General features: G+C 36.5%; 16 protein-coding genes. 9 read left to right on the top strand and 7 right to left on the bottom strand.

The features are described 5' to 3' along the window. Window positions 1-364: 364 nt before the first annotated feature. Both ILA26_RS08565 and ILA26_RS08560 read left to right on the top strand, forming a co-directional pair. Window positions 365-1651, top strand: a complete 1287-nt coding sequence (locus tag ILA26_RS08565) for an O-acetylhomoserine aminocarboxypropyltransferase/cysteine synthase family protein (RefSeq protein WP_292896339.1) — start codon at window positions 365-367, stop codon at window positions 1649-1651. Window positions 1652-1742: 91 nt separating this feature from the next. Then, window positions 1743-2513: a hypothetical protein gene (locus tag ILA26_RS08560; RefSeq protein WP_292896337.1), complete on the top strand. Its 771-nt coding sequence runs from the start codon at window positions 1743-1745 to the stop codon at window positions 2511-2513. Here the strand turns inward: ILA26_RS08560 and ILA26_RS08555 are convergent. The 3 genes from ILA26_RS08555 to ILA26_RS08545 are packed head-to-tail and all read right to left on the bottom strand — an operon-like array spanning window position 2510 to window position 4350. Continuing rightward, window positions 2510-2917, bottom strand: coding sequence for a flavodoxin family protein (locus tag ILA26_RS08555; RefSeq protein WP_292896335.1), 408 nt, complete (start codon window positions 2915-2917; stop codon window positions 2510-2512). The genes ILA26_RS08560 and ILA26_RS08555 overlap by 4 nt on opposite strands. 45 nt (window positions 2918-2962) lie before the next feature. After that, window positions 2963-3664, bottom strand: a complete 702-nt coding sequence (locus tag ILA26_RS08550; RefSeq protein ID WP_292896333.1) for a metal-dependent hydrolase — start codon at window positions 3662-3664, stop codon at window positions 2963-2965. Then, window positions 3661-4350: a DsbA family oxidoreductase gene (locus ILA26_RS08545; protein WP_292896331.1), complete on the bottom strand. Its 690-nt coding sequence runs from the start codon at window positions 4348-4350 to the stop codon at window positions 3661-3663. Before ILA26_RS08545 ends, ILA26_RS08550 begins: the two co-directional genes overlap by 4 nt. A 77-nt stretch (window positions 4351-4427) precedes the next feature. Here ILA26_RS08545 and ILA26_RS08540 point away from each other — a divergent pair, with 77 nt between their 5' ends. The 3 genes from ILA26_RS08540 to ILA26_RS08530 are packed head-to-tail and all read left to right on the top strand — an operon-like array spanning window position 4428 to window position 5847. Further along, on the top strand, window positions 4428-4631 hold the full coding sequence (locus ILA26_RS08540; protein WP_292896329.1) for a winged helix-turn-helix transcriptional regulator: 204 nt from the start codon (window positions 4428-4430) through the stop codon (window positions 4629-4631). After that, entirely contained in the window at window positions 4594-4797 is a 204-nt protein-coding gene (locus ILA26_RS08535) for a winged helix-turn-helix transcriptional regulator (protein WP_292896327.1), read from the top strand. The genes ILA26_RS08540 and ILA26_RS08535 overlap by 38 nt, the downstream gene beginning before the upstream one ends. 54 nt (window positions 4798-4851) lie before the next feature. Next, window positions 4852-5847, top strand: coding sequence for an NADH-dependent flavin oxidoreductase (locus ILA26_RS08530; protein WP_292896325.1), 996 nt, complete (start codon window positions 4852-4854; stop codon window positions 5845-5847). 41 nt (window positions 5848-5888) lie between these two features. On the opposite strand, the gene ILA26_RS08525 is transcribed toward ILA26_RS08530, so the two are convergent. Next, complete coding sequence (locus ILA26_RS08525; protein ID WP_292896323.1) at window positions 5889-6269, bottom strand: TMEM175 family protein; 381 nt, start codon at window positions 6267-6269, stop codon at window positions 5889-5891. Window positions 6270-6343: 74 nt separating this feature from the next. Here ILA26_RS08525 and ILA26_RS08520 point away from each other — a divergent pair, with 74 nt between their 5' ends. Together ILA26_RS08520 and ILA26_RS08515 are read left to right on the top strand one after the other, a co-directional pair. Continuing rightward, the gene (locus ILA26_RS08520; RefSeq protein ID WP_292896321.1) at window positions 6344-7714 is read left to right on the top strand and encodes an MATE family efflux transporter; all 1371 of its coding nucleotides are present in this window, start codon (window positions 6344-6346) and stop codon (window positions 7712-7714) included. A gap of 131 nt (window positions 7715-7845) precedes the next feature. After that, window positions 7846-7998 carry a hypothetical protein gene (locus ILA26_RS08515; RefSeq protein WP_292896319.1) on the top strand — a complete coding sequence of 51 codons (153 nt, stop codon included), beginning with the start codon at window positions 7846-7848 and terminating at the stop codon, window positions 7996-7998. 6 nt (window positions 7999-8004) lie between these two features. On the opposite strand, the gene ILA26_RS08510 is transcribed toward ILA26_RS08515, so the two are convergent. Beyond that, window positions 8005-8568 (bottom strand): GNAT family N-acetyltransferase, encoded by a 564-nt coding sequence (locus tag ILA26_RS08510; RefSeq protein ID WP_292896317.1) that lies wholly within the window; start codon window positions 8566-8568, stop codon window positions 8005-8007. A 198-nt stretch (window positions 8569-8766) separates the two neighbouring features. Between ILA26_RS08510 and ILA26_RS08505 the strand changes: the two genes are divergently transcribed. Beyond that, window positions 8767-9564 (top strand): tetratricopeptide repeat protein, encoded by a 798-nt coding sequence (locus tag ILA26_RS08505; RefSeq protein ID WP_292896315.1) that lies wholly within the window; start codon window positions 8767-8769, stop codon window positions 9562-9564. On the opposite strand, the gene ILA26_RS08500 is transcribed toward ILA26_RS08505, so the two are convergent. Together ILA26_RS08500 and ILA26_RS08495 are read right to left on the bottom strand one after the other, a co-directional pair. Continuing rightward, the gene (locus ILA26_RS08500; RefSeq protein WP_292896313.1) at window positions 9561-11363 is read right to left on the bottom strand and encodes an ABC transporter ATP-binding protein; all 1803 of its coding nucleotides are present in this window, start codon (window positions 11361-11363) and stop codon (window positions 9561-9563) included. The two genes, ILA26_RS08505 and ILA26_RS08500, sit on opposite strands and share 4 nt — an antisense overlap. After that, window positions 11360-13045 (bottom strand): ABC transporter ATP-binding protein, encoded by a 1686-nt coding sequence (locus tag ILA26_RS08495; RefSeq protein ID WP_292896311.1) that lies wholly within the window; start codon window positions 13043-13045, stop codon window positions 11360-11362. Before ILA26_RS08495 ends, ILA26_RS08500 begins: the two co-directional genes overlap by 4 nt. A 217-nt stretch (window positions 13046-13262) precedes the next feature. Between ILA26_RS08495 and ILA26_RS08490 the strand changes: the two genes are divergently transcribed. After that, on the top strand, window positions 13263-13832 hold the full coding sequence (locus ILA26_RS08490) for a GNAT family N-acetyltransferase (RefSeq protein WP_292896309.1): 570 nt from the start codon (window positions 13263-13265) through the stop codon (window positions 13830-13832). Window positions 13833-13901: the final 69 nt, after the last annotated feature.

Below are 13901 nucleotides of genomic sequence, written 5' to 3'. Positions count from 1 at the left end.
TGGTTCAATGGTGCTATGCTTAGTAGATTTCATACCTATCGGTCAAGGCAAATTCGAATATTATTACGAATGGAAAGGCCTTGACAAAACAATAGATATGGCCTAAGAATCTCCAACTTCTACAAGCTGGAGAGGTTCAATCAGTGTTAACATGCTCATTATTAAAAATATGATTCTTATTTTCATAAATTTAAATTAATTTTAATAGAATATAAATGGTTATTTTCGTAAATAAATGGAAAATAACTTAATAAATGGAGTTTTAAACACAATTTTTTATATTAATTGCAATTTTACAATTTCAAACAATTAATTTCTAATTATTTAGTAATGCTTTAATATTTTATTTAACAGATTATCTAACATGGCGTATGAAATTAAAAACAAAAAAAATATATCAACAATCGGTGTCCATGCAGGCCAAGAGGAAGTGGATGAAACCGGCTCTCGTGTTACTCCGATTTATCAAACAACTTCTTATGTATTCGACACTCCCGAACAGGCTGCAAACAGATTTGCACTTAAGGAAGGGGGAAACATTTATACCAGATTAAACAATCCTACAACTGAAGCTTTTGAAAAGAGAATGGCAGCTATCGAAGGAGGAACTGCAGCTTATGCAACCGCTTCAGGTATGGCAGCTATCTTTTATGCAATAATCAACTTGACTGCAGTTGGAGACAATATAGTTTCAGCGGATAACCTTTATGGTGGAACTTACGAACTTTTTGAAAACACTTTGGAAGAGCTAGGACGTACAGTGACATTTGTCGACTCACAATCGCCTGACGAGTTTGAAGCTGCAATAAACGACAAGACAAAGGCAATCTATGTCGAATCAATCGGAAACCCTAAACTTGACATTCCTGATTTTGACAAATTGGCTGAAATTGCACATTCCCATGACATTCCATTGATAGCCGACAACACTGTAGGTATAGGCTCTGTAAGGCCATTTGACCATGGGGCGGACATCATCGCTTCATCTGCAACCAAATACATTGGAGGACACGGTACAACCCTCGGAGGAATTGTCATTGAAAAGGGTGACTTCGACTGGATGAATGGCAAGTTCCCAACATTGTCCGAACCTGATGAAACCTATAATGGTTTGGTATTTGCTGAAACATTCGGCGAAGCTGCATTCACAACAAGATTAAGAACAGTTGTGGGAAGGGATACCGGTGCTATTCCTTCACCGTTCGGATCATTCCTTCTCCTGCAAGGCCTTGAAACATTGGGCTTAAGGATTGAAAGGCACGCTTCAAATGCGATGGCTGTTGCTAAACACTTGGAAGCTCATCCTAAGGTTGCTTGGGTGACATATTCTGGTCTTGAAAGCTCTCCAAATCATGAGGTCGCAAAAAAATATGCTGAAAAGGGTTATGGAGGAATCGTTTCATTCGGACTTAAGGCAGGCTATGACGGTGCCTTGAAATTTATTGAAAACGTTGAACTGATCTCATTCCTGGCAAATATCGGTGATGCCAAGTCATTGGTGACCCATCCTGCATCAACCACTCACTCCCAATTGACCGAAGAGCAACAACTCTCCACTGGAGTAACTCCTGATTTAATCAGGTTCTCCGTCGGTATTGAGGACATTGAGGACATCCTGGCTGATGTTGACCAGGCATTGGATAAAATTTAGATAATTTTTATCTTTCTTTATTTTTTTAATAAATCACTAAAAATTTTTATATCGTGATTACTAAATATTATATAGGTGAATTTTTGTGGATATGGGACTATCGTTGTTACAATTAATAATTGAAATAATTATCTTTTTAGTTGCTGTGACTATTGGAATTTTTGTTGTCAATAAATTGAAGAATTCTGACACTAAATTCTTAAATCCAACCGAATATCTTCCGACTGAAGAAATCCATTCAATCAAGCAGATTTATTATCTGATAATGATGGGTTTGTGTTTTGTAGTTGCATTGTATGCACTGGTGTTTGATTCAGGAGATTTGACCTATTTTGTCATATTTGACATAATCTTCTCATTATATATTGCAATCACAATAGAAAAGGATTCAGCTTGGAAAAAGGTTCTAATTTTATTCTTGATTCCATACGGGTCTTTGACATACTTGATGTTCAACTTTACACTTATTAGCTTGCTTGACCTGATTCACATTCCAGTATTTCTATACCTAATCAAATATTACTATGATAAATTCAAAATATACACAGAATCAAACAGTTTGGGAATCACAATAGTATTATTGTTTTCAATAGTTTTCGTCAGTTTCTTCATAACAATTTTTGTTGAAGGGGTAAATCCGTTGGATTCACTTGTGATGGTTTCAAACGCTTTTACAAGTAATGGTTATGCGGTTTTAGGGAAATCAATTCCTGGAAAGGTAAACAGTTTATTCCTTGTTTGGAGTGGTTACCTGATATCTGGTGTAGGTACTGCCACATTGACTGTGGCTCTTCTGACAAGACACTACAACAAGAGATTTGATGATTTGGAAAAGTTAATTAAAGAGAATAATAAGGATTAATCTATTATTCTTTTTGCAAATTCCTGAACATCTCTTAAGTCATCATCATTTGGTCTTCCTCTGTGGACAAGCTTGAATGCTCCTCTGCAGTGGAATTCGTCTTCACTCATTTTAAGGCCTTTGGCTTCCACTTCTTTTTTCACTTGCTTGTATGTTGATTCAATCAGTGCAGCTGATGAGAAATTCACGACCTCTCCGACATTTACATTGATATTTTTTATGAAATCTTTTATTTTTGAGTCGATTCCGGCTGCATAGACTGCACTTCCTAAAAACAGGATGTCCACGTCTTCTGTCAACGGTTCATCAACGGTTTTTGCCTCAACATTGATTGCACTGCTGATGGCCTCAGCTAACTTTTTTGTATTTCCGGTTTTTGTGTAATATCTTATTGCTATTTTCATAAAAACACCTTGATTTAAATTTAACTTTCTTTAATATAAACTTTGTTAAAATTCAAGCGTTTCCATGACTTTTGGAATTAATGTTTTACATTCGGATGATTTTTCACTAACTAGTTTTGAAAATTCCTCAGGGTCCTGCCTGATGGAAGGGAAAGAATTGTAATGCATAGGAATCACGACTTGGGGATTGATCCATTCTGCTGCAATTGCCGCTTCGGCAGGATTCATTGTGAATATGTTTCCGATTGGCAACAGTGCAACATCCGGCCTGTAGACTTCTCCAATCACAAATTTCATGTCGGAAAATAGTCCGGTATCTCCTGCATGGAACACCTTCTGGCCATTTTCAAAGTTAAAAAGAAAACTTCCTGGACTTCCTGCATAAGGCAAGTCAATTTCAAAGTCAAGGCTTGATGAATGCCTTGCTTCAAGCATCCTGATACTCACATCACCAATTGCGATTTCAGCTCCACAATTAATTCCAATTGCATTAATTCCATTTCTTTGCAGATGAATTGAAATTTCATAATTTGAAATTACAACTGCATTTGGATTGTTTCTGGCTATTTCAATTGTATCTCCATAGTGGTCAGCATGGCCATGGGTGATGCAAATCACGTCCGGATGAACATCATTAACATTTAAAGGGCAAGCAGGATTTGCCTGAATGAATGGATCGACTAATATGTTCAATCCGTTATTTGATATCAGTTCAAATGCTGAATGGCCCAGCCATCTTAGTTTCATATCTTACAGACTCCATCGGCACAATTGTCGGCATCCTTGTCATCATCAACATCACTTTCAGCAACTATCTGGGACAGTACGCTTTTGAAATCATCATAGGACAATGCACCGGGAATTGAATACTTGTTGTCAAACAGGTAAAACGGAACAGCGTGAACTCCTCCGTTAAGCGCAATGTCCTCATCCTGCTGGACCTGTGATTCATATAAATCGCTTTTCAATACATCGACAATTTCATCTTCATTTAATCCTGCTTTCAATCCGATGTCTGAAAGGACTTCATGGTCTGCAAGTTTCAAGTTTTCAACGAAATATGCATCGAACAGAAGTGTGGCAAGTCTTTCAACCGCTTCAGGATGATTTTCTTGAGCCAGTTTCATAAGCCTGTGGGCATCACGGGTGTTGGTGTAGAGTGTTGACTCATACTTGAAGTCAATTCCCTCTTCAATTCCCAAACTGGAAATCTGTGAAACCTGCTTTTGGGCATCCTCAATGGATAGGCCATATTTAACGGCAAATCTCTCCACGGTTGTTGACTGAACCTCCTTGGGGGCGTTCTGGTCAAGCTCAAATGCCCTGATGTCAAATTCAACATCCAAATTCAAATCTTCAATGGCTCTTTTCAATCTTGTGTTTCCGATATAGCAGTACGGACAAGCGAAGTCGCTCCAATATGTAATTTTCATTTTAATACCTCAAAGAAATATTTAAAATAGTTCATTAATAAATAATAAAGTAATTATAAAATTACTTGCCTGATACTATGGTTGAAAATAATATCTGTCCAATCGGAAACACTCTTGATGTATTTAACAGAAAATGGATATTCTGCATAATGTCCAATATCTACAACGGTAAAACTCATTTCAATGAGTTTAAGCAAATGAACCCCACAATAAGCTATCATGTGCTTGCCCAAACCTTAATATATGGAAGAGCAGGAGCTTGTTACAAAAACCGTGATTGACGAGGTTCACAACAGGACTGAATATGCGCTGACCGAAAAGGGACTCAAGACAAACAGGATACTGTATGAAATCACCTCCTATTTTTTCAATGAGCTTGACAATTCAAGAAGCGAAGAGGAAAAAGAATCCCTTTTGGCGGAATACCGTGAGGTATATGGCATTTAGGTAAGTTTACAATTACTTATCTCTTTTTATACTATTTTTTACTAATTACTTTCTATGAAATCAATATTCGATAAATGTAAGTTTGGGGATTTTACACTTAAAAGCCGTATTATTAGAACAGGATTGTGGGAGTCCCAGCAATGCGATTTGGATGCAATATATAACAGATATGAAAAAATCGCTTCAAGCAGTGTTGGTTTAATCACTTCTGAGTTATATTCAATTTATCCGAAAGACAAGTTCACAGAGCATTCCTTCAAGATGGACAATCTCAATTTCATGACAATGGCAAGGAAAGTGGCTGAAATCTGCCACAGCTATGACGTTCCGATTCTGGGGCAAGTGGAATTCATCAAGTTCAACCGTGGAATTGATCTTGACATTCCGGTCAATGAATTGACTGTGGAGGACATCAGAAAGATTCAATCAGACATCATTTCCGCAGCCCAACAGTTGCAGTTTGCAGGATTTGACGGAATACAGCTGTCTGTCGGAAACAATTTCTTCCTATCAAAGTTCATCAATCCGTATTACAACCAAAGGGATGATGAATATGGTGGAAATGTGTTCAACCGCATGAGGATGGTGCTGGAGCTGATTAAGGTGATGAAGGACAATCTTGACTTTCACGTTTCATGTAAGGTAAACACATTTGATGAGAGAAAGGACGGTTTCGATTCAAAAGAAAGCCTTGAGGCATGCAAGCTGCTTGAAAAGGTGGGAGTCGATTCAATACAGGTCACAAGACCACTTTCACCATTGTATTTCACTAAAAAACTGTCAGGTGAGGGTGAGCTTGTTGATTACTCAACCCAACTGATCGATTTGGTTGACGTTCCAGTGATTGTCGGCGGTGGGTTTGAGAACATGCTTCACATGAATGAGCTTCTAAACAGCACAAACATCGAGTTCATGTCCATGTACCGGTCTTTTGTTGCAGAAGGAGACTTTTTAAGCAACTGGAAGGCTCACGGCGAGGGTCGGTCAAGATGTCTAAAATGCAATAATTGCTATAGGACAAAGACTAGCACATGCTATCATTTTGATTAAATAATTCATGTCTTAAAGCAGCATCTATAAGTTGATGTAGTTCAGTCGATATATTTGATGGACATGTAAACATGGACAAACCATGTTAAAACTGCAATGAAGACGAATACTACGATTATTTCAGGAGTTATCAATACTCCTAACATTATTCCTATTGCATAAAATACCAAATGACATACGGTTCTTTTTAGGTTTAAAATGTCTTTCAGTTCTTTGTTGTGTTCAATTTTTGTAATCATCCAGAACAATACGTCATAAGCCAATTCAATTACTATAAAGAATGTACAGTAACATAATTGGGCGTTTAATGCCCAAAAACCCGCTAATGTTATTGTTTCAGGTTGGGGAAGTTCAAGTACAATTACAGTTAATATTATTGCAAGCACTGCATCTACGAATGCTTCTAGTTTTTCAGAGTTCAATTTTACACCATTGTTTTTTGTAATATTATTTTGTCTTTTTAAATTTTAAATATTTTGTTGATTAATATATTTTCATGCAATCCAATGAGAACATTGAAGCAATAATAGGAAATCCTCGCAAAGCCATCAACATGTTGGCTTTTCCAACAATATTTTCAATGCTTCTGATGTTTCTCAATAACCTGATTGACAGCTTTTGGGTGGCTGGTATTAATGCAGATGCTTTAGCAGCACTCGGTTTCATGTCACCATTGTATCTGGTCATCATTGGTCTTGGAAGCGGTGTGGGTGCCGGCGCCAACTCATTGATTTCAAGGTATGTCGGTGCCGAACGATTCGATGATGCAAATAATTCAGTTATGCACTCAATAATTTTAGCATTTATCGTTTCAATAATTGTTTTAATTGTAGGTATTTTCTTTTTAGACGATTTGATTATTTTATTGGGTGCAGGTAGTGTCAGCACATATTGCCTAAGCTATGGCCAAATCATATTTTTGTTAAATATTGCATTTCTCCTGCCTAACGTGACTGCCAGTGTCTTCAGAGCTGAAGGTGATGTGGCAAGGGCAACAAATCCGCTGATTCTGACGGCTATACTAAACATGATCTTGGACCCAATAATGATTTATGGATTGAATATGGGCATTTTCGGTGCGGGCCTTGCTACTGTAATAACCTCATTTGCAGGATATCTCTGGATGCTTTATTGGATTTTCGTTAAAAAGGACACTTTCTTCAAGTTTGATTTTAGCTATTACAAACGCAAATTGGAGATTTATAAGGAAATATTGGTTGTTTCACTTCCAGCGGCAACAGAGGAGATAATATTCGCATTGGTTGCTATACTGTTAAATTTCATGATTATTTTGACTGCGGGAGTCAGCGAGGTCGCATCATTTACGATAGTGTGGAGATTCATTTCAATCTCGTTCCTTCCTTGCATGGCTATTGGAATTGCAACAATAACCGTTTCGGGAGTTGCATATGGTGCCCGCAACTGGAAGAACTTCGACATAACAATCAAGTACTCAACATTGCTGAGTCTGGCAATCACCCTTTCAATATGTGCGGTATTTTTCGTATTCGCTTATCCTCTTTGTGAAATATTCAATTTCCAGGCTGGAAACCTTGCACTGGTGGACAGGTCAGCTGAAGTATTGCAGATGTTTGTGTTCTATAACATTCTAATACCGTTTGGAGCAACAGCCGCATATACCTATCAGGGAGTCGGTTCGGGATTTAAGTCATTGTCACTGACAATCCTGAGGGAACTGGTATTGAGCATGGCCTTTGCATACATCATGGGAATCACATTGAATATGGGAATATTTGGAGTGTACTTGGGTGCAATCATCGGAATGAATGTGGGATCATTAATTGGTTTTATCTTTATTTGGATATTTAACTTGAAATTCAAAAGAGAATGTGAAAATATATCTTGATTTTGATTTAACCTTTAATTTTTTCTTTATATTGATTTTCCACTATAAGTTATATGACATTGTAAAATTGCAGTGATTAATTAGAAAAAATTTATAAATCTGAAAAACTCATAGTTAATCAGGTGATAATTATGGTAAAACCAATTGCCCCCACTCCTGTCTTTGAAGGAGATGCTTTAGACGATTTGATTAAGTATATGAAAAGACCATTAACCATGAAAGAAAAAGAGATAAATCAACGATTGAAAAATCATAGGGATGTTTCTTTAATTGGATTTGATTGAAAGTGTCTAAAAAAGTAATAATGAAAATTGAAATTCAATTTTCATTTTTTTAACTGATTTGTACATTGGTACTGAAGTTGTGTCATATTTTTTAGCTTTTCGTTTTAATTTTTCTGAATCATTTATAATTCCATATTTAAATTCGTTTTTTTGATAAAATTTTCTTGCATTACAATATGCATCAACAGTTATGAAACTTACACCAAGTCTTTTTGACATTTTTGTAATTATGATACATATTGAATCCAATATTTCGTTTCCCAATCCCATATTTTTAAATTTTTCATCAATTGCTAATCTACCAATTTTTATTGAGGGATAGTCTTTATAAACTCCCTTTTTACTTATTTTTCTGTATTCAACTTTATCTGCTAATATAAAGACATATCCTAGAATTTGGCTTTCGAAAATAGCAAGATAAGTAACGCTTAAATTTTGTTCTTGTTGTGTTAATGCATCATCTTTCAAAAAGTCATCCAAATCCTTCACACCACATGAGAATTCACTTAAGTCATGTTTTGGGGATAATTTTTCATAGTGATAGTTGTTAATTATATCTTTAGGTTTCATAATATTTCGTTATTTTTTATTATAAATAGTATTTTCGTTTTAATTAATCTAAATATTACTAATTTAGTTTTATAATCTTATTAAACATTAATTTAATAGTTATAAATAATTTAACATTATATTATCAATTTTTTAAAATAGAAATATTTTTATTATTGAATATCAAAGTATTAAATAATATTTTTCAAGGTGATAATCATGAAAAAATCATACGATGAAGAAGACATTGAAGTCAACAAGAGAAGAACCGACAAGGTTTTCTTTGAATCCACTTTGCTACAGCAAATTTCTGACGGAATTGATTTCTTGAGGGATGAAAGTAAGGAAATATTGGCTGAACTGGACATTAGCATATTGGAGGATGTTGACCTTCGTGAATTCGGTGAATCCACTTTAGACCAAATTTCAGACATTGCAGATGACCTTTCACAATTCAAGTCTGAAATCATTGATTCAGATGACTTTCCGGAAATCATCAAGGAATACTCCAATGATGCAAAAAAGGCATTGAACAGGGATGAAGACTATGTTAGAAGGGCACAAAGAAGACTTGACAGACAAGATTCAGGGGAATTGGTTGTTTTCTACAAGAGAAATGCAAGAATCCTCGAGCTTTGTGACAAGGCAATCAAGGTCAACCCTTCAAATGCGGAAGCATACTACCTTAAAGGCCGTGCACTAGTCAATCTGGACAAGTATCCTCAGGCTATTGAAGAATATATAAATTCCTTGGCTATTGAAGATAACACTAAGGTATGGATTGCAATCGCCAATGCAAACACGCTCAACGGTGATTATGACGATGCAATCAGTGTCTATGATTCCGTTTTAGAAAAAGATGAAAACTCATTTGATGCAATCAAGGGTAAGGCGCTCACATACTACGCATCTGAAGACTACAAAAAGGCAGATGAAGAGTTCAAAAAAGCAGATGCATTATATTCTCTTGACATTGCATCAAAAGAAATCTGGGACGAATGCCTGGAAAAGATTTAAACATTTTCCCTTGACTGTGCATTCAATGTATTATAGTAATATCCTTTAAGGGCAAGCAATTCCTCGTGAGTTCCTTGCTCAATTATTTTTCCATTTTCAATTACAATAATCTTGTCGGCATTTCTGATTGTTGACAGCCTATGTGCAATGATAAAACTTGTTTTTCCTTCCATCAATTTATCCATTGCCTTTTGAATCAGTTTTTCGGTTCTTGTGTCAACGCTTGAAGTTGCCTCATCCAAAATCAATACCTCTTTTTTTGAAAGAATGGTTCTGGCTATTGTGAGCAGTTGCTTTTGACCGTGGGAAATGTTATCCGTGTCCTCATTAAGTTCGCTTTCATATCCTTCAGGCAATTGCCTTATGAAATTGTCAGCATAAACCTGGCTTGCAGCATCCTTAATCTCCTCGCCTGTGGCGTCAAGGTTTCCGTATTGGATGTTCTTTGATATTGTGTCTGAAAACAGCCATGAGTCCTGTAGCACCATTCCTATAAGTGACCTTAAGCTGTGCTTGTCATATTCATCTATATCCATGCCATCAATTTTTATGGAACCTGAATCCAAGTCATAGAATCTCATGAGAAGCTTGACTATGGTTGTCTTTCCCGCTCCTGTCTCACCGACAATTGCAATTTTTTCTCCCTTCTTGACGTCAAAGGACAGGTTTTTGATGATCTTTTCGTTTGGAGTGTATGAGAAGCTCACATTTTCGAAAGTGATTCCATCCTTGATTTCGCTAATCTCATTACTTGATGGGTTTTCCTCATCCTCATACTCAAGGAACTCGAAAATACGTTCGCTTGCAGCCATTGCAGTCTGGATTTGGTTCATCACCCTTGTGATTTGCTGGATTGGTCTTGTGAAGCTTTGGGTGTATTGGAAAAATGCAAGTATGTCACCAACTGCAATCACCCTTTGAAGCACGAAAACTGCACCTAAAACCGCAACAACGACATATGTGAAGTTTGAAATGAAGTTCATCAATGGACCGTTCAGGCTTGAGTAGAACTGTGATTTCCACTCGTGGCTGAACCAGTTTTCATTGTCGCTTTCGAATTTTTCCATGGAAATATCTTCCTGGTTGAATGCACGGATTATGTCATGGCCTGTGAATGTCTCCTCGATTTGTCCGTTGAGAGAGCCCTTGAACTCAAGTTGTTTAAGGAAATATCTTTGCGAGAATTTTGTCATGAATCTGATGAGCAGGAATGCTATTGGAATGAGAATCACTGTTGCCAATGTCATCCAGATGTTGATGGAAAGCATCATCAGGAACACTCCAATTAGAGTGATTACTGCGGTTATCAGTTGGATGAAAGACTGTGTGATTCCATTTTGAAGGGAGTCGACATCGTTTGTAACTCTTGAGAGAATATCTCCTCTCTTGTTTTCCTCAACCTTGTCCATAGGAAGGTGCAAAATCTTTTCGATAAGCTTTTCCCTTAAGTCATAACTTATCTTGGTTGTCACCTCAATGAGGAATATGCTTTGCAGATATGAGAAGAGTGAGCTTACTGCATACAGGGCGACAACTATTGTCAAAAGGTCAATCAATGAATCGAAATCAATTGAGCCTGTGTTGTGGATGAGGTTATTTATCCCATCGTATATAAGTGTGGTCGCTTGACCTATAAGGAGCGGTGCGATGATGGTGAACGCAGTGGAAATGACTGCACAAACCACTGTCAGTATAAGCTTCCACTTGTGGTCTTTCAGTAGGGTTAGGATATTTCTAATTGCCCTTCTGTTGTCAACAGGCTTTTCAGGAGGTTTTCTTCTCAATGGCCTTGGGCTCATAGCAATGCCTCCATATAGTCAATCTGAATATTTGCAATTTCCTTATAGATTTCACAGCTTTCCACAAGCTCGTCATGTGTACCTCTGTCGACAATCTCTCCGTTGTCAACCACAAGAATCTCATCTGCATCCCTTATTGTTGAAATCCTTTGTGAAACGATTAGGATTGATGAGTCCTTAAGTTCCTTGAGGTTGTCCTTGATTTTCCTTTCGGTATTCATGTCAAGAGCTGAAAAGCAATCGTCAAAGAGGTAGAAGTCATGCTTGCCTATGATTCCTCTAGCTATTGAAAGGCGCTGCTTTTGACCTCCTGAGAAATTTGATCCTCCCTGTGTGACCTCTTCAGCCAAATCCTCAACGAAATCAACCTGTGAAAGATCCAATGCATTTTTGATTTCCTCATCGCTTGCATCGCTTTTTCCAATCTTCATGTTTGACCTGACGTCGCCCTGAAAGAGTATTGCCTTTTGAGGGGTGAAGCTTATTTTCTCCCTTAGACTTTTGAGATTGAATTTCTTGATGTTTTCACCGTCAATGAGAATTTCTCCTGAAGTTGGGTCCTGAAGACGTGGGATGAGATTCAAGATTGTTGACTTTCCGCTTCCGATCCCTCCAATGATTGCGGTTGTCTTGCCAGGTTTCAAGCTGAAGTTAATGTTTTTCAGGGTTTCCTTTTCGCTTCCGGGATACCTGTATGAAACGTCTCTGAATTCTATTGTCGAATTGGTTGAGATTTCTTCAATCTCACCGTCGGTTATTGTGATTTCGGTATTCAGAACTTCGCTGATACGCCTTCCTGAAACTAGAAATCTTGGAAGCATGATAAAAAAGCCTCCAATCATCAGGAATGATGTGACTATCTGTGTCGCATATTGGATGAAAGCGATGATGTCTCCTGTCAATATGCCGTTGTTAATCGCATCATATGCGCCGAAATAAAGAATCAGAACCACCATGATGTTCATAATCATTGTCATCAATGGTAGCATGATAAGTATTGTCTTGAACACGTAGATGTTGACGTCATAAAATTCCTTGTTCACCTTTTGAAACTTGTCCTCTTCAAAGTCCTGCCTTACAAATGCCTTGATTACCGGAATTCCGATGAGGATTTCCCTTGCGGTCTTGTTTATCCTGTCGATTATCTCCTGGGTAATCTTGAAGTAGGGAAGAACCCTTACCATGATTACAACCAGAAGGATTATCACTGCCACAAAGTTGACAAGAATGATCCATGATAGGTTGGTTTGAAGCTCAAACACCTTGATGATACTTCCAATTCCCAAAAGAGGAGCGAAAATAAGTGTTGTGAAAATGAATCCTAGGACTCCCTGAAGCTGGTTGACGTCGTTGGTTGTTCGTGTAATCAGTGATGAGCGTGAAATCTCGTTCAGCTCATGGTTTGAGAATTTAAGGACCTTGTTGTAGATTATCTTTCTCAAGTCCTTTGCATAGCCTGATGAGACCCTGCTTGAAAAATAGGACACTCCAACGGTTGCAAGAGCAGATATTGCAACCATCAGAAGCATTATTAATCCGGTATCTAGGATATACTGAAAGTTGGTGTTCTGAATACCAATGTTCACGATATTTGCTGTGTATTGTGGCAAGGTCAAGTCACAGTAAACCTGGATTAGAAGAAAGATGAAAATGAATAAGATTAGATGAATCTTATTTTGCATCGGTTTAAATAGTTTTTTCATTTGTTATCAAAATATTTCTTTATCCATACGTTAATATATATCTATTTATTTTCAATTTTAAAAATTGATTTTGTTTTGTAAAATTGCTTTTACTTTATAGTATTGCTTTTATATTGTAAGATTGCTTTTATAAGTTCTTTATATTTAATATTATTTATTTAATAAACTTTAAATACTAATTTAACCAATTATATTCATGAAAAAAATAGAATTAGGTAGATTAAATATTATTAAAGCAAATGACGAATTACTTTCAAATTTGGATTTTGATTGTGGTGATGAAGACCTTAATGAATTTCTTTTGAAAGATTCTTTTAAAAATATCAAAAACAAACTTTGCACTATATTTCTGTGTGTTTATCAGAGTCAAGTTGTGGGATTTTTTTCATTGTCCGCAGATTCAATTAAAGTCAATGATAAATTAGTTGTTAACTATCCTGATTATCCTGCGATTAAAATTGGTCGTTTAGCGGTTTCAAAGAATTTTCATAATTTGCATATTAGGTCTTTGATGATTTCATGGATTGTTGGTTTTTGCAGGAATTTAGGTGATGAAATCGGTGTTAGATTCATTTCTGTTGATGCATATAATAATGAAAAGACAATTAAATTCTATGAAAATAATTTTTTTGTAGAATTGGAATCAGTTATGAAGAAGAAAGGTAGAAGAAACATTCCAATGTATCGAGACATATGTGAAAAATTTAACATTATTGTGCAAGAATTCTCCGGCTTCTTTAAGCCGGGAGATGAATTGCACTTTTAAGGGGGTTTGTTGTATTTTTAGAATTTTTTTGTAAAATAAAAAAATATGCCGTATTACTTTCCAAATGCT

The sequence above is a fragment of the Methanobrevibacter sp. genome (genome assembly GCF_017940815.1).
Classification (GTDB): Archaea; Methanobacteriota; Methanobacteria; order Methanobacteriales; family Methanobacteriaceae; genus Methanocatella.
This window is presented reverse-complemented; position numbering and strand designations above follow the sequence as displayed.

Excerpts from the sequence above, each read along its gene's own strand:
- ILA26_RS08565 (WP_292896339.1), top strand. The coding sequence starts at position 365 with ATGGCGTATGAAATTAAAAACAAAAAAAATATATCAACAATCGGTGTC.
- ILA26_RS08510 (WP_292896317.1), bottom strand. The coding sequence starts at position 8,568 with ATGAAACCTAAAGATATAATTAACAACTATCACTATGAAAAATTATCC.
- ILA26_RS08560 (WP_292896337.1), top strand. The coding sequence starts at position 1,743 with ATGGGACTATCGTTGTTACAATTAATAATTGAAATAATTATCTTTTTA.
- ILA26_RS08530 (WP_292896325.1), top strand. The coding sequence starts at position 4,852 with ATGAAATCAATATTCGATAAATGTAAGTTTGGGGATTTTACACTTAAA.
- ILA26_RS08555 (WP_292896335.1), bottom strand. The coding sequence starts at position 2,917 with ATGAAAATAGCAATAAGATATTACACAAAAACCGGAAATACAAAAAAG.
- ILA26_RS08520 (WP_292896321.1), top strand. The coding sequence starts at position 6,344 with ATGCAATCCAATGAGAACATTGAAGCAATAATAGGAAATCCTCGCAAA.
- ILA26_RS08515 (WP_292896319.1), top strand. The coding sequence starts at position 7,846 with ATGGTAAAACCAATTGCCCCCACTCCTGTCTTTGAAGGAGATGCTTTA.
- ILA26_RS08500 (WP_292896313.1), bottom strand. The coding sequence starts at position 11,363 with ATGAGCCCAAGGCCATTGAGAAGAAAACCTCCTGAAAAGCCTGTTGAC.
- ILA26_RS08545 (WP_292896331.1), bottom strand. The coding sequence starts at position 4,350 with ATGAAAATTACATATTGGAGCGACTTCGCTTGTCCGTACTGCTATATC.
- ILA26_RS08550 (WP_292896333.1), bottom strand. The coding sequence starts at position 3,664 with ATGAAACTAAGATGGCTGGGCCATTCAGCATTTGAACTGATATCAAAT.
- ILA26_RS08495 (WP_292896311.1), bottom strand. The coding sequence starts at position 13,045 with ATGCAAAATAAGATTCATCTAATCTTATTCATTTTCATCTTTCTTCTA.
- ILA26_RS08490 (WP_292896309.1), top strand. The coding sequence starts at position 13,263 with ATGAAAAAAATAGAATTAGGTAGATTAAATATTATTAAAGCAAATGAC.
- ILA26_RS08535 (WP_292896327.1), top strand. The coding sequence starts at position 4,594 with ATGGAAGAGCAGGAGCTTGTTACAAAAACCGTGATTGACGAGGTTCAC.
- ILA26_RS08505 (WP_292896315.1), top strand. The coding sequence starts at position 8,767 with ATGAAAAAATCATACGATGAAGAAGACATTGAAGTCAACAAGAGAAGA.
- ILA26_RS08540 (WP_292896329.1), top strand. The coding sequence starts at position 4,428 with ATGGTTGAAAATAATATCTGTCCAATCGGAAACACTCTTGATGTATTT.